13 protein-coding genes and 1 pseudogene are annotated in these 19,462 nt (G+C 65.1%); 6 read left to right on the forward strand and 8 right to left on the reverse strand.

Features of this window, described 5'->3' with window-relative positions; all coding sequences use genetic code 11:
* Positions 1-77: 77 nt before the first annotated feature.
* The 4 genes from AP428_RS04705 to AP428_RS04720 all read right to left on the reverse strand — a co-directional run bounded on the left by AP428_RS04705 (position 78) and on the right by AP428_RS04720 (position 5,008).
* Positions 78-1,637, reverse strand: a complete 1,560-nt coding sequence (locus tag AP428_RS04705; protein ID WP_011545264.1) for a DHA2 family efflux MFS transporter permease subunit — start codon at positions 1,635-1,637, stop codon at positions 78-80.
* A 28-nt stretch (positions 1,638-1,665) separates the two neighbouring features.
* Positions 1,666-2,880 carry an HlyD family secretion protein gene (locus tag AP428_RS04710; RefSeq protein WP_006476162.1) on the reverse strand — a complete coding sequence of 405 codons (1,215 nt, stop codon included), beginning with the start codon at positions 2,878-2,880 and terminating at the stop codon, positions 1,666-1,668.
* A 52-nt stretch (positions 2,881-2,932) separates the two neighbouring features.
* On the reverse strand, positions 2,933-4,429 hold the full coding sequence (locus tag AP428_RS04715; RefSeq protein ID WP_011694271.1) for an efflux transporter outer membrane subunit: 1,497 nt from the start codon (positions 4,427-4,429) through the stop codon (positions 2,933-2,935).
* Positions 4,430-4,516: 87 nt separating this feature from the next.
* Positions 4,517-5,008, reverse strand: coding sequence for a MarR family winged helix-turn-helix transcriptional regulator (locus tag AP428_RS04720; protein WP_011545265.1), 492 nt, complete (start codon positions 5,006-5,008; stop codon positions 4,517-4,519).
* A 330-nt stretch (positions 5,009-5,338) separates the two neighbouring features.
* Between AP428_RS04720 and typA the strand changes: the two genes are divergently transcribed.
* The 6 genes from typA to AP428_RS04750 all read left to right on the forward strand — a co-directional run bounded on the left by typA (position 5,339) and on the right by AP428_RS04750 (position 15,032).
* Positions 5,339-7,165 carry a translational GTPase TypA gene (typA, locus tag AP428_RS04725; protein WP_006476159.1) on the forward strand — a complete coding sequence of 609 codons (1,827 nt, stop codon included), beginning with the start codon at positions 5,339-5,341 and terminating at the stop codon, positions 7,163-7,165.
* 317 nt (positions 7,166-7,482) lie between these two features.
* Complete coding sequence (locus AP428_RS04730) at positions 7,483-10,347, forward strand: 2-oxoglutarate dehydrogenase E1 component (RefSeq protein WP_006476158.1); 2,865 nt, start codon at positions 7,483-7,485, stop codon at positions 10,345-10,347.
* Between the two features lie 135 nt (positions 10,348-10,482).
* A complete protein-coding gene (gene odhB / locus AP428_RS04735) occupies positions 10,483-11,763 on the forward strand; it encodes a 2-oxoglutarate dehydrogenase complex dihydrolipoyllysine-residue succinyltransferase (protein WP_011545266.1) in 1,281 nt (426 codons plus the stop codon).
* An 81-nt stretch (positions 11,764-11,844) separates the two neighbouring features.
* Positions 11,845-13,275, forward strand: a complete 1,431-nt coding sequence (lpdA, locus tag AP428_RS04740) for a dihydrolipoyl dehydrogenase (protein ID WP_054927682.1) — start codon at positions 11,845-11,847, stop codon at positions 13,273-13,275.
* A gap of 100 nt (positions 13,276-13,375) precedes the next feature.
* Positions 13,376-14,473, forward strand: a complete 1,098-nt coding sequence (gene zapE / locus AP428_RS04745; protein WP_011545268.1) for a cell division protein ZapE — start codon at positions 13,376-13,378, stop codon at positions 14,471-14,473.
* A gap of 148 nt (positions 14,474-14,621) precedes the next feature.
* Complete coding sequence (locus AP428_RS04750) at positions 14,622-15,032, forward strand: transposase (protein WP_006476154.1); 411 nt, start codon at positions 14,622-14,624, stop codon at positions 15,030-15,032.
* Between the two features lie 99 nt (positions 15,033-15,131).
* Here the strand turns inward: AP428_RS04750 and AP428_RS04755 are convergent, their stop codons facing one another.
* From AP428_RS04755 to AP428_RS04770, 4 genes and pseudogenes are all read right to left on the reverse strand, one after another.
* Positions 15,132-15,593: a DUF2147 domain-containing protein gene (locus AP428_RS04755; protein WP_011545269.1), complete on the reverse strand. Its 462-nt coding sequence runs from the start codon at positions 15,591-15,593 to the stop codon at positions 15,132-15,134.
* A 174-nt stretch (positions 15,594-15,767) separates the two neighbouring features.
* On the reverse strand, positions 15,768-17,453 hold the full coding sequence (locus tag AP428_RS04760) for a ShlB/FhaC/HecB family hemolysin secretion/activation protein (RefSeq protein ID WP_006476152.1): 1,686 nt from the start codon (positions 17,451-17,453) through the stop codon (positions 15,768-15,770).
* Between the two features lie 144 nt (positions 17,454-17,597).
* A complete protein-coding gene (locus tag AP428_RS04765; RefSeq protein WP_054927683.1) occupies positions 17,598-19,022 on the reverse strand; it encodes a collagen-like triple helix repeat-containing protein in 1,425 nt (474 codons plus the stop codon).
* Between the two features lie 40 nt (positions 19,023-19,062).
* Positions 19,063-19,462: pseudogene (locus AP428_RS04770) on the reverse strand (collagen-like triple helix repeat-containing lipoprotein); the annotation flags it as partial.

The raw sequence follows: 19,462 nt of genomic DNA on the forward strand, positions 1-19,462 counted from the left end.
GCGCGTGGCAGAATGCAAAAAGCCCGGTCGATTTCGACCGGGCTTTTTATTTGGTGTGCTGCCTTGAACCTGGCCGCTCAGTGCGCTGCCGACGCCGCCGCACCGGCATCGCCGCCGCCCGCACGTTCGGGCTTGGTGATCCAGATCAGTGCGATCAGCAGCACGAAGATCACCGCCGAGATATAGAACAGATCGTTCACGCCGAGTTGCGCGGCCTGTTGCGTGGCCATGTTGTTGATGAGCCCGTGTGCCTGGCTCTGCGACAGCCCGAGGTTGCCCATCTGCGTGACGGCCTGGTTGAAAGTCGGGTTGTACGGGTTCGCCTGCTCGACCAGTTGCGCGTGATGGAAGTTGTTGCGGTGGTCCCACGCGGTCTGGAAGATCGACGTGCCGATGCCGCCGCACATGATCCGCACGAAGTTCGACAGGCCGGACGCCGCAGGAATGCGGGGGCCGGGCAGGCCGGACAGCGTGATCGACACGAGCGGGATGAAGAAGCCCGCCATCGCGATGCCTTGCACGAGCGTCGGCAGCGTCAGCGACCATTCGTCGACACCCGTCGTGTAGCGCGAACGCATCCAGAAGCACAGCGCAAACGTCAGGAACGACGCCGTCGAGATGAAGCGCGGATCGGTGCGCGGCAGATACTTCCCGGTGAGCGGCGACAGCAGGATGGCGAACAGCCCGACCGGCGCCATCACGAGGCCGGCGTCGGTCGCGGTGTAGCCGATCTGCGTCTGTAGCCACAGCGGCAACAGCACGAGGTTGCCGAAGTACAGGCCGTACCCGATCGACAGCGCAACCGTGCCGCCGGTGAAGTTCCGGATGCGGAACAGCGACAGGTCGACGACCGGGTGCTCGGCGGTCAGCTCCCAGATCACGAAGAACGCGAACGCAATGACGGCGGTCAGCGCGAGCACGACGATGGTCGTCGACGCGAACCAGTCGAGATCCTTGCCCTTGTCGAGCATGATCTGCAGCGAGCCGACCCAGACGACCAGCAGCGCGAGGCCCACGCCGTCGATCGGCGCGCGGCGCACGGCCGACTCCCGGTTGCGATAGATCATCCACGTCGCGGCGGCGGCGGCGATGCCGACCGGGATGTTGACGTAGAAGATCCACGGCCACGAGTAGTTGTCCGAGATCCAGCCGCCGAGAATCGGGCCCGCGACTGGCGCGATCAGCGTCGTCATCGCCCATAGCGCGAGCGCCATCGGTGCTTTCGCGCGCGGATAGCTCGACAGCAGGAGCGCTTGCGACAGCGGAATCATCGGGCCGGCGACCGCGCCCTGCAGCACGCGCGAGCCGAGCAGGAACGGCAGGTTCGGCGACAGCCCGCACATCCACGACGAGATGACGAACAGGATGATCGACGCGAGGAACAGGCGCACCTGCCCGAAACGGTCGGTCAGCCAGCCGGTCAGCGGCACCGAGATGGCGTTCGCGACCGCGAACGACGTGATGACCCACGTGCCCTGGTCGGACGACACGCCGAGGTCGCCCGAGATGGTCGGGATCGCGACGTTCGCGATGGACGTGTCGAGCACGTTCATGAACACCGCGAGCGACACCGCGATCGTCCCGAGTACGAGTTGCCCGCCCTGCAAGGGCGGGTAGGAGGCAGGAGCCTGTGCCATGTCGGTTGTCTTTCCGGAGTCGGAACGGTTACATCATTTTCGCGGCGGTGTTCTGCTTCGCCGCGACCGGCGCCGATGCGTTGCCGCCCGCGTTCTCGGCGATGATGCGCGCGATTTCGGCGTCGGCCTCGTCGCCGTATTTCGCGAACACGTTGGTCTCGTAGACGGTGTTCGGCGCGTTGACGAGCTGGTCGCCGCGTTCGTCCTTGATGTCCACGTCGACCTGCATCGACAGGCCGATACGCAGCGGATGCTTGTCGAGATCCTTCGGATCGAGCTCGATCCGCACCGGCAGGCGCTGGACGACCTTGATCCAGTTGCCGGTCGCATTCTGCGCCGGCAGCAGCGAGAACGCCGAGCCCGTGCCGGCCGAGAAGCCGACGACCTTGCCGTGGTACGTGACCGACGAACCATAGATGTCGGCCGTCAGCTCGACCGGCTGGCCGATGCGCATGTGCTTCAGCTGGACTTCCTTGAAGTTCGCGTCGACCCACACGGCATTGAGCGGCACCACCGACATCAGCGGGTTGCCGGGCGACACGCGCTGGCCGACCTGCACCGAGCGCTTCGCGACGTAGCCGGTGACCGGCGCCGGCAGCACGTTACGCGCGTTCGCGAGGTATGCGTCGCGCACCTTCGCGGCGGCGGCCATCACGTTCGGGTGCGATGCGATCGTCGTGTTCGCGGTCAATGCGCGATTCGATGCGAGCTGTTGCTGCGCGGCGTCGACCGATGCCTGCGCGGCCTTCACCGCGTCGCGGGCGTGCGAGATTTCTTCCTGCGACACGGCGCCCGTCTGCGCGACGGCCAGGCGGCGGCGCAGATCGTCCTGGGCCTTCGACAGGTCGGACTGGCGCAGTGCGACTTGCGCGCGGTACTGGTCGTCGTTGACGAACAGGCCGCGCACCTGGCGCACCGTCTGCGCGAGATTGGCTTCCGCCTGCTGCAGCGCGACCTGCGAATCGGCCGGGTCGAGCACGACGAGCGGATCGCCGGCCTTGACCGTTTGCGTGTCGTCCGCCTTCACGGCGATCACGGTGCCGGTGACCTGCGGCGTGATCTGCACGACGTTGCCGTTCACGTAGGCATCGTCGGTGTCTTCATGGAAGCGGGCGACGAGGAAGTAGTACAGGCCGTATGCGATGGCCGCGATCACGATGACCGCGACGAGCAGCGTCATCATTCGTTTGCGCTTGCCGTTGTTCTGCGGCTGCGCGCTGGCGGCGTTTTGTTGGTCGCTCATGGCGATTTTCTCCGTCCGTTATTTCGAGTGTCTGCGTAGTGGTGGCGCCGGCTCAGTTGGCGGCCTGTTTGGTCGGCGTGGCGGCATCGGGCGCGGCGAGCGGCGTGCCGGTTGCGTCGAACCCGCCGCCGAGCGCCTTGATCAGCGCGAGCTGCATGTCGCGGCGACGCATCTTCAGGTTGGTCACCGTCTGCTCCGATGCGAGGCGGTTGCTGTCCGCCGTCAGCACCTGCAGTTGCGGCGACAGGCCGGCCTTGTAGCGGATGACCGCGAGATCGTACGCGCGCGTCGACGCGTCGAGCGCACGTTGGGCGTCGCCCATCTGCCGATCGATCGCGCGGATCGACGCGACCTGCGTCGCGACGTCGTTCAGCGCGCTGATCAGCGTCTGGTTGTAGTTCGCGACCGACAGGTCGAAGTCGGCGTAGCGGCCCTTGAGTTGGGCGCGCAGCGCGCCGGCATCGAAGATCGGCAGGTGGATCGCCGGGCCGAACTGCGCCTGGCGGCTCGCGAAGTTCAGGAATTTGCCCCAGCCGAACGCATCGAAGCCGAAGCCGGCCGCGAGGTTCACGTCGGGGTAGAACTCGGCCTTCGCTTCCTTCACGTCGTGCATCGCGGCTTCGACCTGCCAGCGCGCGGCGACGATGTCGGGGCGGCGCGACACGAGATCGGCCGGCAGGTTGCCGGGCAGCGTGACGTCGCCGCTCGGGTTCAGCACGGGCGCCGCGATCTGCAGCCCGCGATCCGGGCCCTTGCCGAGTAGCGCGGCGAGCTGGTAGCGCACCGTCGTGATCTGGCCGTCGAGGTCCGACAGCGAAGCCTGGGTCGTCGCGATGTTGCCGCGGGCCGTCTGGCGCTCGACGTTGGTGTCGAGGCCGGCCGATACGCGGCCGTCGGTGATCTTGCCGACCGTCTCGCGGTTGGTGATCTCGCGTTGAGCGATGTCGCGCAGCGCATAGAGCTGCGCGAGCGAGTTATAGGTGCGCGCGACCGACGACGCGAGCGTGATGCGCGCCTGTTGCATGTCGGCTTCGGCGGCTTTTTCCTGCGATACGGCGGTGTGCAGGCGTTCGCGGTTCTTGCCCCACAGATCGAGTTCCCACGAGGCGCTCGCGAGCACATTGTTCTCGCTGTACCACTGGCCGCCGTACGGGGGCGGGAACAGTGCGTTCGACGAATACAGCTCGCGCGTCCACGAATAGCTGGCTTCGGCCTTCGGCATCAGGTTCGAGCGGGACGATTCGATGTACGACGAGGCTTTCGCGATGCGCGCCTGGGCCTGCGCGATCGACGGGTTGCCCTGCAGCGCTTCGTCGATCAGCTTCGGCAGTTGCGGATCGCCGAACTGGTTGGCCCAGTCGAGCGCCGGCCACTGGCCGCCCTGGGCCGGCAGGCTCTGGGCGGATTCGAATTGCGACGCGGGGGCGATCTGCTTGTCGCTCTTGATGCCGATGTAATTCGCGCAGCCCGCCAGCGCCAGCGCGGCGACCGCGGCGGCGACGGCGGCACGGCACGACCCGGCGCGCACGGACAACGGGGAGGTTTTCATCGCGCTAACCCCTGACTCGGAATGAATGATGGACACTGCAAGGATTTCCTTACATTAATCTGTCAAAAGTAATTGTTATGGCAACTATTACGTGATGCTACCGCCGGTCGTCTCGCAATAGTTGCTGAGAATGCGGCGCAGCATGCTCTTCAGGAACCCGACTTCTTCCGGCGTAAACCCGTCCAGCACCTGGTCGAGCACGCTGCGGAAAATGGGCGGCAGCCGTTCGGCCAGCGCGCGGCCTTCGTCGGTGAGCTCGAGCCGCACGACGCGCCGATCCTCGACGCTGCGCACGCGCGACAGCAGGCCGCGTTTCTCGACCCGGTCGAGCAGGCGCGTGACCGCGCTTGCGTCGATGCCGTATTCGCGTGCGAGTTCGGCGGCCGTCGAGCACTTGCCGACCGCGATCATGAACAGCATGCTCGCTTGCGTGCCCGTGATGCCTAGCTCTTCCTGCGTGCGCTGCGTGACGAGATTGGTCATCACCGACTTCACGCGCGACATCAGATAACCGACGCTGTCGTTCATCTGATACGTAGACAGCGGCGAAACGGGCGGTGGGGTAGGAGAATCCGACATAAAACCCTGAAGCTGCAATAGTTGACTAGGCAGCAGTATAGGCACAATTGCTTGCCGCGGCAAATGTTAATCGAACCGCGAAACGCGCGCTCCGTCCGGCGAGAATCCCTTGTCCAGATAAGGTTTTTCGGCGCGCCAGTCGTGATGCAGAAGAGGCTCGGCCGGGTCGGGAGCGGAGGGCGGGGCGGCCCGTTTTGTTGCGTTGCAACGTGTAGACCAGCTCTCGCCACTCGCACGTGCTATAATTTGAGGCTCACCAAGCTGCAACGGCGCGCGCCCGTGAAAAACGAGCGCGCGCGTTTGCGCGTTCAAACGGATTTCCAGGTTTCTATGACCCGCGCCCTTCGCAATATCGCCATCATCGCCCACGTCGACCACGGCAAGACCACGCTCGTCGACCAACTGCTCCGCCAGTCCGGCACCTTCCGCGACAACCAGCAGATTGCGGAGCGGGTGATGGATTCGAACGACATCGAAAAGGAACGCGGGATCACGATTCTCGCGAAGAACTGCGCGGTCGAATACGAAGGCACGCACGTCAACATCGTCGACACCCCGGGGCACGCGGACTTCGGCGGTGAAGTCGAGCGCGTGCTGTCGATGGTCGACTCGGTGCTGCTGCTCGTCGACGCGGTCGAGGGCCCGATGCCGCAGACGCGCTTCGTCACGAAGAAGGCGCTCGCGCTCGGCCTGAAGCCGATCGTCGTCGTCAACAAGATCGACCGCCCGGGCGCGCGGATCGACTGGGTGATCAACCAGACCTTCGACCTGTTCGACAAGCTCGGCGCGACCGAAGAGCAGCTCGACTTCCCGATCGTCTACGCGTCGGGCCTGAACGGCTACGCGTCGCTCGACCCGGCCGCGCGCGAAGGCGACATGCGTCCGCTGTTCGAGGCGATCCTCGAGCACGTGCCGGTTCGCCCGGCCGATCCGGAAGCGCCGCTGCAGCTCCAGATCACGTCGCTCGACTATTCGACGTACGTCGGCCGGATCGGCGTCGGCCGCATCACGCGCGGCCGCATCAAGCCGGGCCAGCCGGTCGTGATGCGCTTCGGCCCGGAAGGCGACGTGCTGAACCGCAAGATCAACCAGGTGCTGTCGTTCAAGGGCCTGGAGCGCGTGCAGGTCGAATCGGCGGAAGCAGGCGACATCGTGCTGATCAACGGTATTGAAGACGTCGGCATCGGCGCGACGATCTGCGCGGTCGACACGCCGGAAGCGCTGCCGATGATCACCGTCGACGAACCGACGCTGACGATGAACTTCCTCGTCAACTCGTCGCCGCTCGCCGGCCGCGAAGGCAAGTTCGTGACGAGCCGCCAGATTCGCGACCGTCTGATGAAGGAACTGAACCACAACGTCGCGCTGCGCGTGAAGGATACCGGCGACGAAACCGTGTTCGAAGTGTCGGGCCGCGGCGAACTGCACCTGACGATTCTTGTCGAGAACATGCGTCGCGAAGGCTACGAGCTGGCCGTGTCGCGTCCGCGCGTGGTGATGCAGGAAATCGACGGCGTGCGTCACGAGCCGTACGAGCTGCTGACGGTCGACGTCGAGGACGAGCACCAGGGCGGCGTGATGGAAGAGCTCGGCCGCCGCAAGGGCGAAATGCTCGACATGGCGTCGGACGGCCGCGGCCGCACGCGCCTGGAGTACAAGATCTCGGCACGTGGCCTGATCGGCTTCCAGAGCGAATTCCTGACGCTCACGCGCGGCACGGGCCTGATGAGCCACATCTTCGACTCGTACGCACCGGTCAAGGACGGCTCGGTCTTCGAGCGCCGCAACGGCGTGCTGATCTCGCAGGACGACGGCGCTGCGGTTGCCTACGCCCTGTGGAAGCTGCAGGATCGCGGCCGCATGTTCGTGAAGCCGGGCGACGCGCTGTATGAGGGCATGATCATCGGCATCCACAGCCGCGACAACGACCTCGTCGTGAACCCGATCAAGGGCAAGCAGCTGACCAACGTGCGCGCGTCGGGCACCGACGAAGCCGTGCGTCTCGTGCCGCCGGTCCAGATGTCGCTGGAATACGCAGTGGAATTCATCGACGACGACGAACTCGTCGAAGTGACGCCGCAGTCGATCCGCCTGCGCAAGCGCTTCCTGAAGGAGCACGAGCGTCGTCGCGCGAGCCGCGAAGGCGCGGTCGACTAAGCATCAATCGTTCCCGAGTACGACGAAAAAGGCTGCCTTCGGGCAGCCTTTTTTGCATCTGCGCGTCGTGCAACCGGATTGCCTGCAAAACACTGTTCCCGCGGGTCGCCGCAATCCGGCAAAACCCCGCCGCGCGGTGCTTTCAGGCACATTTCGCCGTGAACTCCGGTATCGGTTCTGTGATATGCTGCGCGCACGCAAGTTTTAGGTCCTTCCAAGCAAGACTTGATTCGCAATCCGCTAAACGGTCAGGCCGTGTCGCGGAAGGTTGAGTAACCCGCTATTTCTCGAGAAGCTCGAAGAAAGGTGAGCGTAAAATGTCAGATGTAATGAAGCAGTTTCAGCTGAACTCCTATCTGTTCGGCGGCAATGCTTCGTACGTTGAAGAACTGTACGATGCATACCTCAACAATCCGGCATCGGTGCCGGAGAACTGGCGCGAGTATTTCGACGCGTTGCAGAACGTGCCTGCAACCGACGGCTCGAATGCCAATGACGTCGCTCACTTCCCGATCGTCGAATCGTTCGCCGAGCGTGCGAAGGCCAATGCCTTCATCCCCCGCGAAAGCACCAGCAATCTCGCGACCGCACGCAAGCAGGTGCACGTTCAGTCGCTGATCAGCGCCTACCGCTTCCTCGGCTCGCAATGGGCCAACCTCGATCCGCTGAAGCGTCGCGAACGTCCCGCCATTCCCGAACTCGAACCGGCTTTCTACGACTTCTCCGAAGGCGATCTCGACCAGACGTACAGCGCAAGCAACCTGTACTTCGGTTTCGACCAGGCTTCGCTGCGCGACATCGTCAAGGGTCTGCGCGACACGTACTGCGGCACGATCGGCGCCGAGTACATGTACATCAGCGACCCGGAACAGAAGCGCTGGTGGCAGGAGCGCCTGGAATCGACCCGCGCGACGCCGTCGTTCTCGATCGAGAAGAAGAAGCACATCCTGAATCGCCTGACGGCCGCCGAAGGCCTCGAGCGTTACCTGCACACCAAGTACGTCGGCCAGAAGCGCTTCTCGCTCGAAGGCGGCGAAAGCTTCATCGCGGCGATGGACGAAGTCGTCCAGCACGCAGGCAAGAGCGGCGTGCAGGAAATCATCATCGGCATGGCCCACCGCGGCCGTCTGAACGTGCTGGTCAACACGCTGGGCAAGATGCCGGCCGACCTGTTCGCCGAATTCGAAGGCAAGCACGTCGATGATCTGCCGGCCGGTGACGTGAAGTACCACAAGGGCTTCTCGTCGGACGTGTCGACGGAAGGCGGCCCGGTCCACCTGTCGCTCGCGTTCAACCCGTCGCACCTCGAAATCGTCAACCCGGTGGTCGAAGGTTCCGCGAAGGCGCGGATGGACCGTCGCGGCGACGAAGACGGCCTGCAAGTGCTGCCGGTGCAGATCCACGGCGACGCGGCCTTTGCCGGCCAGGGCGTCGTGATGGAAACGCTGAACCTCGCGCAGACGCGCGGTTACGGCACGCACGGCACGCTGCACATCGTCATCAACAACCAGATCGGCTTCACGACGTCCGACCCGCGCGACGCGCGCTCGACGCTGTACTGTACCGACGTCGTCAAGATGATCGAGGCGCCGGTGCTGCACGTGAACGGCGACGATCCGGAAGCCGTCGTGCTCGCGATCCAGATCGCGATCGACTACCGGATGCAGTTCCACAAGGATGTCGTGATCGACATCGTCTGCTTCCGCAAGCTGGGTCACAACGAGCAGGACACGCCGGCAGTCACGCAGCCGCTGATGTACAAGAAGATCGCGCAGCACCCGGGCACCCGTGCGCTGTACGCCGAGAAGCTCGTGCAGCAGGGCGTGATCACCGCGGAAGACGCCGACAACTACGTGAAGGCGTACCGCAAGGCGATGGACGACGGCCACCACACCGTCGATCCGGTCCTGTCGAACTACAAGAGCAAGTACGCGGTCGACTGGGTTCCGTTCCTGAACCGCAAGTGGACGGACGCAGCCGATACGGCCGTGCCGCTCGCCGAACTGAAGCGCCTGGGCGAACGCATCACGACGGTCCCGGAAAACTTCAAGGTTCACCCGCTCGTCGAGCGCGTGATCAACGACCGCCGCAACATGGCGCGCGGCGACCAGCCGCTCGACTGGGGCATGGGCGAACACCTTGCATTCGCGTCGCTCGTCGCTTCGGGCTACTCGGTGCGCCTGACGGGCCAGGACTCGGGCCGCGGCACGTTCACGCACCGTCACGCGGTGCTGCACGACCAGAACCGCGAGCGCTGGAACGACGGCACGTACGTGCCGCTGCAGAACATCGCCGACGGTCAGGCGAAGTTCACGGTGATCGACTCGGTGCTGTCGGAAGAAGCGGTGCTGGGCTTCGAATACGGTTATTCGACCGCCGAGCCGAACACGCTCGTGCTGTGGGAAGCGCAGTTCGGCGACTTCGTCAACGGCGCGCAGGTCGTGATCGACCAGTTCATCTCGTCGGGCGAAGTGAAGTGGGGCCGCGTGTCGGGTCTCACGATGCTGCTGCCGCACGGCTACGAAGGCCAGGGTCCGGAACACTCGTCCACGCGTATCGAGCGTTTCCTGCAACTGTGTGCCGACCACAACATGCAGGTCGTCCAGCCGACGACGCCGGCGCAGATTTTCCACCTGCTGCGTCGCCAGATGATCCGCCTGTTCCGCAAGCCGCTGATCGTCGCCACGCCGAAGTCGCTGCTGCGTCACAAGGAAGCGGTGTCGGACCTGTCGGAACTGGCGAAGGGCTCGTTCCAGCCGGTGCTGGGCGAAACCGACGGCGGCATCGACGCGAAGAAGGTCAAGCGCGTGCTGGCATGCTCGGGCCGCGTGTATTACGACCTCGTCGCGCATCGCCGCGAAGCGAAGGCGAACGACGTCGCGATCATCCGTATCGAGCAGCTGTATCCGTTCGCGCACAAGCAGTTCGAAGCCGAAATGAAGAAGTACGAGAACGCGACTGAAGTGGTCTGGGTGCAGGACGAGCCGCAGAACCAGGGTCCCTGGTTCTACGTCGAGCACCACCTGAAGGAAGGCATGAAGGAAGGGCAGAAGCTGGCATACAGCGGCCGTCCGGCTTCGGCCTCGCCGGCGGTTGGCTACTACGCGAAGCACTACGAGCAGCAGAAGGCCCTGATCGAAGGGGCATTCGGCCGCCTGAAGAGCGCATCGATCGCGAAATAACCGACGGAAGCGAAACGGGAAGGCGCGCGGCGCTTTCCCGTTCCTTTTGGCCCGCCGGGCGCGTCGCGCGCCGCACCGGCCGAAGGAATCGCACGAACCTCGTCATACCCCAGATTAAGCATCCAGGAAAATCACATGGCTATCGTAGAAGTCAAAGTCCCCCAGTTGTCGGAGTCGGTGTCGGAAGCCACCATGCTGCAGTGGAAGAAGAAGCCGGGCGAAGCAGTCGCGCAGGACGAAATCCTGATCGAACTCGAGACCGACAAGGTCGTCCTCGAAGTGCCGGCGCCGGCAGCGGGCGTGCTCGCGCAAGTGCTGCAGAACGACGGTGACACGGTCGTGGCCGACCAGATCATCGCGACGATCGACACCGAAGCGAAGGCAGGTGCCGCCGAAGCAGCGGCAGGCGCCGCCGAAGTCAAGCCGGCAGCCGCGCCTGCAGCCGCCGCCGCACCGGCCGCTCAGCCGGCAGCCGCAACGGCATCGAGCTCGGCCGCCGCATCGCCGGCCGCAGCGAAGCTGCTGGCCGAGAAGGGCCTGTCGACGGGCGACGTCGCAGGTTCGGGTCGCGATGGCCGCGTCACGAAGGGCGACGCGCTGGCCGCGGGCAGCGCACCGAAGGCCGCTCCGGCCGCCGCACCGGCGAAGACCGCCGCCGCGAAGCCGGCGCTGCCGGAAGTGAAGGTGCCGGCGTCGGCAGCGACCTGGCTGAACGACCGTCCGGAACAGCGCGTGCCGATGTCGCGCCTGCGTGCGCGTATCGCCGAGCGTCTGCTCGAGTCGCAGCAGACCAACGCGATCCTGACGACGTTCAACGAAGTGAACATGGCTCCGGTCATGGAACTGCGCAACAAGTACAAGGACAAGTTCGAGAAGGAACACGGCGTGAAGCTCGGCTTCATGTCGTTCTTCGTGAAGGCGGCCGTCCATGCGCTGAAGAAGTTCCCGCTCGTGAACGCGTCGATCGACGGTAACGACATCGTCTACCACGGCTACTTCGACATCGGTATCGCGGTCGGTTCGCCGCGCGGCCTGGTCGTGCCGATCCTGCGCAACGCGGATCAACTGAGCCTCGCCGAGATCGAGAAGAAGATCGCCGAATTCGGCCAGAAGGCGAAGGACGGCAAGCTGTCGATCGAGGAAATGACGGGCGGTACGTTCTCGATCTCGAACGGCGGCGTGTTCGGCTCGATGCTGTCGACCCCGATCATCAACCCGCCGCAGTCGGCCATCCTCGGCGTGCACGCGACGAAGGAGCGCCCGGTCGTCGAGAACGGCCAGATCGTGATCCGCCCGATCAACTACCTCGCGCTGTCGTACGACCACCGCATCATCGACGGCCGCGAAGCCGTGCTGTCGCTCGTCGCGATGAAGGATGCGCTGGAAGATCCGGCCCGCCTGCTGCTCGACCTGTAAGCCGAGTCTCACCGCATCGACCCGTTCCGCAGGTTCGCGCCCACGTGCGAACCTGCGGGCGTACAAGTAGAAAGGATTGTCATGTCCAAGGAATTTGACGTCGTCGTGATCGGCGCCGGCCCCGGCGGCTACATCGCCGCGATTCGCGCCGCGCAGCTCGGCAAGACCGTTGCCTGTATCGAGAAGTGGAAGAACCCGGCCGGCGCGCTGAAGCTCGGCGGCACCTGCCTGAACGTCGGTTGCATCCCGTCGAAGGCGCTGCTCGCGTCGTCGGAAGAGTTCGAGAACACGTCGCACCACCTGGCCGACCACGGCATCACGGTCGACGGCGTGAAGATCGACGTCGCGAAGATGCTCGGCCGCAAGGATGCGATCGTCGAGAAGATGACGAGCGGGATCGAGTTCCTGTTCAAGAAGAACAAGATCACCTGGCTGAAGGGCCATGGCAAGTTCACCGGCAAGACCGATGCCGGCGTGCAGATCGAAGTGAGCGGCGAGGGTGAAACCGAAGTCGTCACCGCGAAGAACGTGATCATCGCGACGGGCTCGAAGGCGCGTCACCTGCCGAACATTCCGGTCGACAACAAGATCGTGTCGGACAACGAAGGTGCGCTGACGTTCGACTCGGTGCCGAAGAAGCTCGCCGTGATCGGCGCGGGCGTGATCGGCCTCGAGCTCGGCTCGGTGTGGCGTCGCCTCGGTGCCGACGTGACGGTGCTCGAAGCGCTGCCGGCCTTCCTCGGCGCAGCCGACGAAGCGCTCGCGAAGGAAGCGGCCAAGCTGTTCAAGAAGCAGGGCCTCGACATCCATCTCGGCGTGAAGATCGGCGACGTGAAGACGACCGCCGACGGCGTGTCGATCGCCTACACGGACAAGGACGGCAACGCGCAGACGCTCGACGCCGACCGCCTGATCGTGTCGGTCGGCCGCGTGCCGAACACCGACAACCTCGGCCTCGAGGCCATCGGCCTGAAGGCGAACGAGCGTGGCTTCATCGACGTGGACGACCACTGCCGCACGGCGGTGCCGAACGTGTACGCGATCGGCGACGTGGTGCGTGGCCCGATGCTCGCGCACAAGGCGGAAGACGAAGGCGTGCTGGTCGCGGAAGTGATCGACGGCCAGAAGCCGCACATCGACTACAACTGCATTCCGTGGGTGATCTACACGTACCCGGAAATCGCATGGGTCGGCAAGACGGAGCAGCAGCTGAAGGCGGAAGGCCGCGAGATCAAGACGGGCAAGTTCCCGTTCTCGATCAACGGCCGCGCGCTCGGCATGAACGCGCCGGACGGCTTCGTGAAGATGATCGCGGATGCGAAGACCGACGAGCTGCTCGGCGTGCACGTGATCGCCGCGAACGCGTCGGACCTGATCGCGGAAGCCGTGGTCGCGATGGAATTCAAGGCGGCGTCGGAAGACATCGCCCGCATCTGCCATCCGCACCCGTCGATGTCGGAAGTGATGCGCGAAGCGGCGCTCGCGGTCGACAAGCGCTCGCTGAACAGCTGAGCGCGGTATAGCGCCGGCCGGCCATCGGCTGGCGCAACCGTCTCATGACGAAGGCGGGCGGGTTTTTCCCGCTCGCCTTTGTTTTTTCCGGTTTGCCCCGATGAACGTCACCGAATACTACACGCGCGAACTGACCACGCGCGGCTATCAGTCCGATCCCGCCCAGCGCGCGGCCGTCGATCGCCTGCAGCGCTGCTTCGACGAATGGGTCGACTACAAGGCGCGCCGCTCGAACGCGTTCAAGAAGCTCATCAATCACCCGGACCTGCCGCGCGGCGTCTACATGTGGGGCGGTGTCGGTCGCGGCAAGAGCTTCCTGATGGACAGCTTCTACGCAGTCGTGCCCGTGCAGCGCAAGACGCGCCTGCATTTCCACGAATTCATGCGTGAAGTGCACCGCGAACTCGAGGAACTGAAAGGGCAGGCCGATCCGCTCGACGAACTCGCGCGACGCATCGCGAAGCGTTACCGGCTGATCTGTTTCGACGAGTTCCACGTGTCGGACATCGCCGACGCGATGATCCTGTACCGCCTGCTCGATCGTCTGTTCAACAACGGCGTGCAGTTCGTGATGACGTCGAATTACGATCCCGACGATCTGTATCCGGACGGCCTGCATCGCGACCGCATGCTGCCGGCGATCGCGCTGATCAAGGACAAGCTCGACGTGCTCAACGTCGATGCGGGGGTCGATTATCGCCAGCGCACGCTCGCGCAGGTGAAGATGTATCACACGCCGCTCGGCGCGGATGCCGATCGCGAACTGCGTCATGCATTCGGCAAGCTCGCGGCCGTGCCCGACGAGAGCCCGATCCTGCATATCGAGAAGCGCGAACTGAAGGCGCTGCGCAAGGCGGACGGCGTCGTGTGGTTCGATTTCGCGACGCTGTGCGGCGGCCCGCGTTCGCAGAACGACTACCTCGAACTGGCGAGCCGCTTCCATGCGATCGTGCTGTCCGAGGTGCCGCAGATGTCGCCGCGGATGGCGTCCGAAGCGCGCCGCTTCACGTGGCTCATCGACGTGCTGTACGACCACAAGGTCAAGCTGCTGATGTCCGCGGCGGTGCCGGCCGAGGACCTGTACGTCGAAGGCCCGATGGCCAACGAATTCGCGCGTACGGTCTCGCGCATCGTCGAGATGCAGTCGAAGGAGTATCTCGAAACGCCGCGCCGCATCGTCGATACGTCGTTGACCTGAGTGGATGCGGGCTCGGGTAATTGGCGGGATTTAAACGTCAATTTCGGTTAAATTAAGTCGATCTACGGGTATTTTCGGATTTGTCTTATATTCATCGGTGAGGTGAGCCGATATTGTGGTGTCATGGTTATTAAGGCTGGAGATGTCCATGACACCGTATCGCGATTTGACCGACCACGAATGGCGCTGCGTCGCGCCGCTTCTGCCCGAAATGCAGCCGCGCACCGAGTTGCGCGGCCGGCCGTTAGCCAATACGCGGGCCGTGCTGAACGGGGTGCTCTGGGTGATCTACAGCGGCGCAACCTGGTCGGCCATGCCGCGCCGTTACCCGTCGTATCAAACATGCCATCGCCGCTTCAAGGTGTGGCACGAAACGGGCACGCTGATGAATGTGATGCGTGAGCTTTATGGCGAAGCCGGTATGAATCTGTGCAATGAACTCTCCGCGCGGATGCGCAAGCACACGCAATCGAAAGCGGCGGAGGCGCGTAGCAACGCAGCACCCGCGTATCGTGCACCAGGCAGCTATGCATCGGGTGCAATGAAGCACGCAGCGTGATTCCATCGCTTTTCGTTGTGCGCGCACCAAAAGAAATCGGCCTGACGACGTTGTCGCAGGCCGATTTTTATTGAGCCGCGCGTTTTGGCGCGTGGTGCGTTATTGCTGGCGAACCCAGGTCTGTGAGCGACCGAGCAGCGACACGCCGATGTAGCCGCGCACCACGAGCTTCTGGCCACCGTCTTCAAGCGTCATCTTGCACTTGTAGACCTTGCCGTTCTCCGGGTCGAGAATGTTGCCGCCGTCCCAGTGGTCGCCGTCCTTCTTCATCGCCTTGATGATCGTCATGCCCTTGATGAGCTGATCCTTGCGCTCGTCCGTGCACGCGGTGCAGCGGCGATCGGGCGTATCGTTCGCGCCGAGGCCCTTGACGACCTTGCCGGTCAGCGCGCCGTCGCCGTCCTCGGCGATCTGCACGAGTGCCTTCGGTTGATGAGTGTTGTCGTCGATCGTTTGCCACATGCCGATGGGGCTGTCGGCTTGCGCGAAGGTGGGCGCTGCGCACGCGAGCAGGGCGCCGGCAATGGCGATTGCACGCAACGGGCGAGTCAGTTGAATCATTGTCATCCTCCTTGTTTTGCATGTCGGTTCGATTCGCCCGCACGCCCGTCTGCATGGGGCGGGCATGTTGCGAGCTTCGCCAGAATACGTGAAACCGTGCGCCACGTTTGATAGAGGGGACTCTAATCGAAACAGCCCGCGTGATGCGGGCTGTTTCGAGGCTTTGGTGACCGATCAGTTGAGCTGATAGGAGAACGCGGCGTTGATGCGTGGGCTGCGTGACGCGCTTTCGACCGGTGCATCGCCTACCGGTTTGGCGACGTTCAGGTCGAGACTGTAGTAGCGGCTGTCCGTGAGCCGCACGCCGATGCCGACCGACGACATGCGATTCGGTGACGGCGTGCCCGAGTGCAGATACACGCGCGCCATGTCGTATGCGATGTACGGCGTGATCGATTTCAGATACGTCCAGCCCGGCGTGAAGCCGCGGTTGACTTCCAGCGACATCCCCCAGCCCGAGTCGCCCGACGTTTCGCCCGGCTGGTAGCCGAGCGCGTAACGGGTCGAGCCGAACGAGATCTGTTCGGACGTCGGCAGCGAGTCGGGACTGTATTGCCCGGTCACCGAAACCGACGTGCCGATCCGGAACGGCCATTCGTTCGTCTGCGTGAAGGTCGCGCCGGTGCGAACGAAGGTCAGCGAGATCGGGCTGTCCACCGAGGTCGTCGTCGTACCGACGGTAATGTCCTGCGCTTTCGACGCGCCGAGGATATTGAACCCCTTCGCGACGTTGACGCTCAGCTTCTGTACCTGTTTCGGCTGGACGCTCGTGTAGTCGAGCTGCATCTGCAGCACGCGAACCTGAGAACGCGTATCGAGGCTCGCACCGTTGATCTGGTTCTGGTAGCGATCCTCGTTGTGCGACGCATAGCCCGATACGGTGCCGAGCAGGCTGCGCTGATTGTTCAACAGGATCGGATAGGAGGCCGAAAGACCGAGTTTTTCGTTCTTGACCGTCCGCTCGACGTACGACGGCAACCCCGGGTTGTCGGTCGGCTTGCCGCGATACGTGCTGGCGTCGAGTCGCGTGATCAGGCCGCTGCTGCCGACGGGCAGGGCGCCGCTGAACGCGAAGTAGGTTTGCTTGTCGCGTCCCGGCGGCGCGAGCGCCGAGATGCTCAGTTGCTCGCCGAATCGCGTCAGGCCGTTTTCGGTCGCGGTGATGAGGCCCTGGACGCCCGGGTGGTTGAAGTCGATACCCGTGCTGACGTTGAACGGCTTGCGATCGACCGCGAGCTCGAGCGTCGTCGCGCCGTCGGTGGTTTGCGGCGGCGGGACATTCGCCTTCACCGTGAGGCCGGGCAGCAGGCCGAACGTGTTCACGTAGCGCTCGAACGTCGCGCGGCGCAGCGGTCGGTCGGCCGTGATGTGCGCGGCAATCGCGCGAATCTTCGGTTCCATCGCGCCGGGTTTGCCGGTGACCTTGACGTCCGACACATAGCCTTCGACCACCGTGATGCGCACGACGCCGTCCTCGAACGTCTGCGCGGGAACGAACGCGAACGACAGCGCGTAGCCGCGCTCCTGGTACAGCTTCGTCACGCCGTTGGCGGTTTCGATCAGCTCGCCGATCGTGATGTCCTTGCCGACGAGCGGCGTGAAGCGGCGTGTGATTTCCTCGAACGGTACCGACTTCACACCTTCGACCTGGAACGTCTTCGGCGTCAGGTGCCGCGACAGAAGCTCCTGCAATTGCGGCGCCTGCGGCGCGACCTGAACGGTGACGTTCGGGCCCGTCTTCGGTGCGTTGATCTGGGGAAGGGAGTCGAGCGGGTTACCGCCGACGCGCGTTTGTGCCTGTGCCGTGCCTGCCGCCGCGATGGCGAGCAGCATCATCCATCTGTCGAGTCTGGATTTCATTGTTCTTCCTCGTAGGCCTTGCTTTTCATCTTCTTTGTAATGCCGGCGCGCGACACCTGGATGTCGCGCGCCGCGTGCCGCCATGCCGGTTGTGTTTGTACGGCCGCGCCATTCGCTCCGGCTGCGATGACGCGACCGTCCTCCTTACTTGCCAACGCTACCCAGCGTACCCAGCAACCCCGTGACCGGTGCCAGCAGGCCCGTCGAACCGCTGCCCGACGATGCCGTACCCGACACGCTGCCGACCAGCGACGTGACCGGCGCCAGCGGGCTCGAACCCCCGGACCCCGCTGCACCGCCAACAGCTCCGGTGACAGTATTCAGCAAACCGGTGACGGGCGCGAGAGGGTTTGCACTGCCTGCGCCACCTGTTGCGCCGCCGAGCGTGCCCGTCACCGTCGACACGAGATTCGTGACGGGTGCCAGCGGACCGCTGCTGCCGCCTGCCGCGCCACCCAGTGCGCCGGTCACCGTGGAGACGAGGCCGGTCACCGGCGCGAGCGGGCCGCTGCCCGAGCCGCCCGTTGCGCCGCCGAGGGCGCCCGTGAGCGAGCCGAGCGGCGTCGAGCCGAGACCCGACAGCAGGCCGCCGAGCGGGTTCGTCGAACCGGAGCCCGACGACGAGCCGTTCTGGACGGTTGCCGTCGAACCGCCGACGAGGCTCGTGATCAGGCCGGGGATCGGTGCCGCGCCATTCGGGCCGTTCGGGTTGACGAGGCCGCCCGCGTTGGTCACGGTGTTGCCGACCGCGGTCACGAGCTGGCCGACGTCGCCGACGAGCGGCTGGCTCGACGTGCCGCCGACCTGCTTGCCGGCCGAGCTGATGGCGCCGCCGATCTGGCCGAGCAGCCCCGAGACGGGTTGGCCGAGGCCGGTCGTCGTGCCGACCTGCTGCGTGACCTGGCCGGCGGTGATCACGAGCGGCGTGATCGCCGAGCTGATCGGTTGCGTGACCTGCTGCACGGCGCCCGACGACAGCGTCGAGCCGATCGTCGTGCCGGCGGCCGTCAGGCCGTTGGCGACCGTGTCGAGCACGGTGCCGACCGGCGTCGTGACCGGCGCGAGCGGTGCCAGCGGGCCCGTGCCCAGCGCCTTGATCGTCGAGCTCAGGCCGGACACCGTGTTGCTGGTTGCGCCGACGACGTTGCCGAGACCGGCAACCGTGGTGCCGACCGGGTCCTTCGTCGAGCCGATCTGTCCCAGCCCGTTGCTCACCGCATCGGCTGCCGCGCCGACGATCGTGCCGGTGCTGGACAGCGTGCTGCCGACGCCCTTCGTCACGCCGTCGCCGAGGCCCGGCAGGCTGATGTTGCCGACCGTGCTGCCGAGGTCGGTGGCCGTCTGGCCGACCGTGCTGATGACACCCTTGGTGCCGGTCGACGAGCCGCTGGTACCGCTCGTGCCGGACGTGCCGCTCGTGCTCGGGTTGTTGTTGTCGTTGCTGCTGGTCGGCGGCGAGCTGACGCCGCCACCGCCGCAGGCGGCCAGCAGGCACGCCGCGGCGAAGGCGGTGAGGGGCGCGCGCCACTGGCGCAGGGCGACCGTCGGGATGGAACGTTGCTGGGACATGATGGACTCCTCGCTGTCTTTTCGATGAATGGATGTCGGATTACTTGCCGTGCGTGCCGCCGAGCAGGCCGCCGATCAGCGACGTGACGGGCGCAAGCGGATTCGACGACGCGCCCGAGTTCGTGACGGCACCCGTGCCGCCGCTCAGTGCCGGTACGCCGACCGTGCTCGTCACCGTGGAGACGGCGTTCGTCACCGGGGCGAGCGGGCTGCTGCCGCCTGCGCCACCCGTTGCGCCGCCGAGGGCGCCCGTGACTGCGCCGAGGAGACCCGTGACCGGCGCGAGCGGGCCGCCGCTGGTACCGCCCGTTGCGCCGCCGAGCGCGCCGGTGACCGTGGAGACGAGGCCCGTGACCGGTGCGAGCGGGCTGCCGCCGCCGCCTGCTGCGCCGCCGAGTGCGCCGGTGACCGTGGAGACGAGGCCCGTGACCGGTGCGAGC

Origin of the sequence: Burkholderia sp. E168m22, assembly GCF_001319805.1 — a bacterium.
Classification (GTDB): Bacteria; Pseudomonadota; Gammaproteobacteria; order Burkholderiales; family Burkholderiaceae; genus Burkholderia; species Burkholderia orbicola.

What these genes read in the sequence shown, in the direction of transcription:
- AP428_RS04715 (WP_011694271.1), bottom strand. Translation starts at nt 4,429, where the DNA reads ATGAAAACCTCCCCGTTGTCCGTGCGCGCCGGGTCGTGCCGTGCCGCC.
- AP428_RS04760 (WP_006476152.1), bottom strand. Translation starts at nt 17,453, where the DNA reads ATGAAATCCAGACTCGACAGATGGATGATGCTGCTCGCCATCGCGGCG.
- AP428_RS04730 (WP_006476158.1), top strand. Translation starts at nt 7,483, where the DNA reads ATGTCAGATGTAATGAAGCAGTTTCAGCTGAACTCCTATCTGTTCGGC.
- AP428_RS04705 (WP_011545264.1), bottom strand. Translation starts at nt 1,637, where the DNA reads ATGGCACAGGCTCCTGCCTCCTACCCGCCCTTGCAGGGCGGGCAACTC.
- odhB (WP_011545266.1), top strand. Translation starts at nt 10,483, where the DNA reads ATGGCTATCGTAGAAGTCAAAGTCCCCCAGTTGTCGGAGTCGGTGTCG.
- AP428_RS04720 (WP_011545265.1), bottom strand. Translation starts at nt 5,008, where the DNA reads ATGTCGGATTCTCCTACCCCACCGCCCGTTTCGCCGCTGTCTACGTAT.
- zapE (WP_011545268.1), top strand. Translation starts at nt 13,376, where the DNA reads ATGAACGTCACCGAATACTACACGCGCGAACTGACCACGCGCGGCTAT.
- AP428_RS04750 (WP_006476154.1), top strand. Translation starts at nt 14,622, where the DNA reads ATGACACCGTATCGCGATTTGACCGACCACGAATGGCGCTGCGTCGCG.
- AP428_RS04765 (WP_054927683.1), bottom strand. Translation starts at nt 19,022, where the DNA reads ATGTCCCAGCAACGTTCCATCCCGACGGTCGCCCTGCGCCAGTGGCGC.
- typA (WP_006476159.1), top strand. Translation starts at nt 5,339, where the DNA reads ATGACCCGCGCCCTTCGCAATATCGCCATCATCGCCCACGTCGACCAC.
- lpdA (WP_054927682.1), top strand. Translation starts at nt 11,845, where the DNA reads ATGTCCAAGGAATTTGACGTCGTCGTGATCGGCGCCGGCCCCGGCGGC.
- AP428_RS04710 (WP_006476162.1), bottom strand. Translation starts at nt 2,880, where the DNA reads ATGAGCGACCAACAAAACGCCGCCAGCGCGCAGCCGCAGAACAACGGC.
- AP428_RS04755 (WP_011545269.1), bottom strand. Translation starts at nt 15,593, where the DNA reads ATGATTCAACTGACTCGCCCGTTGCGTGCAATCGCCATTGCCGGCGCC.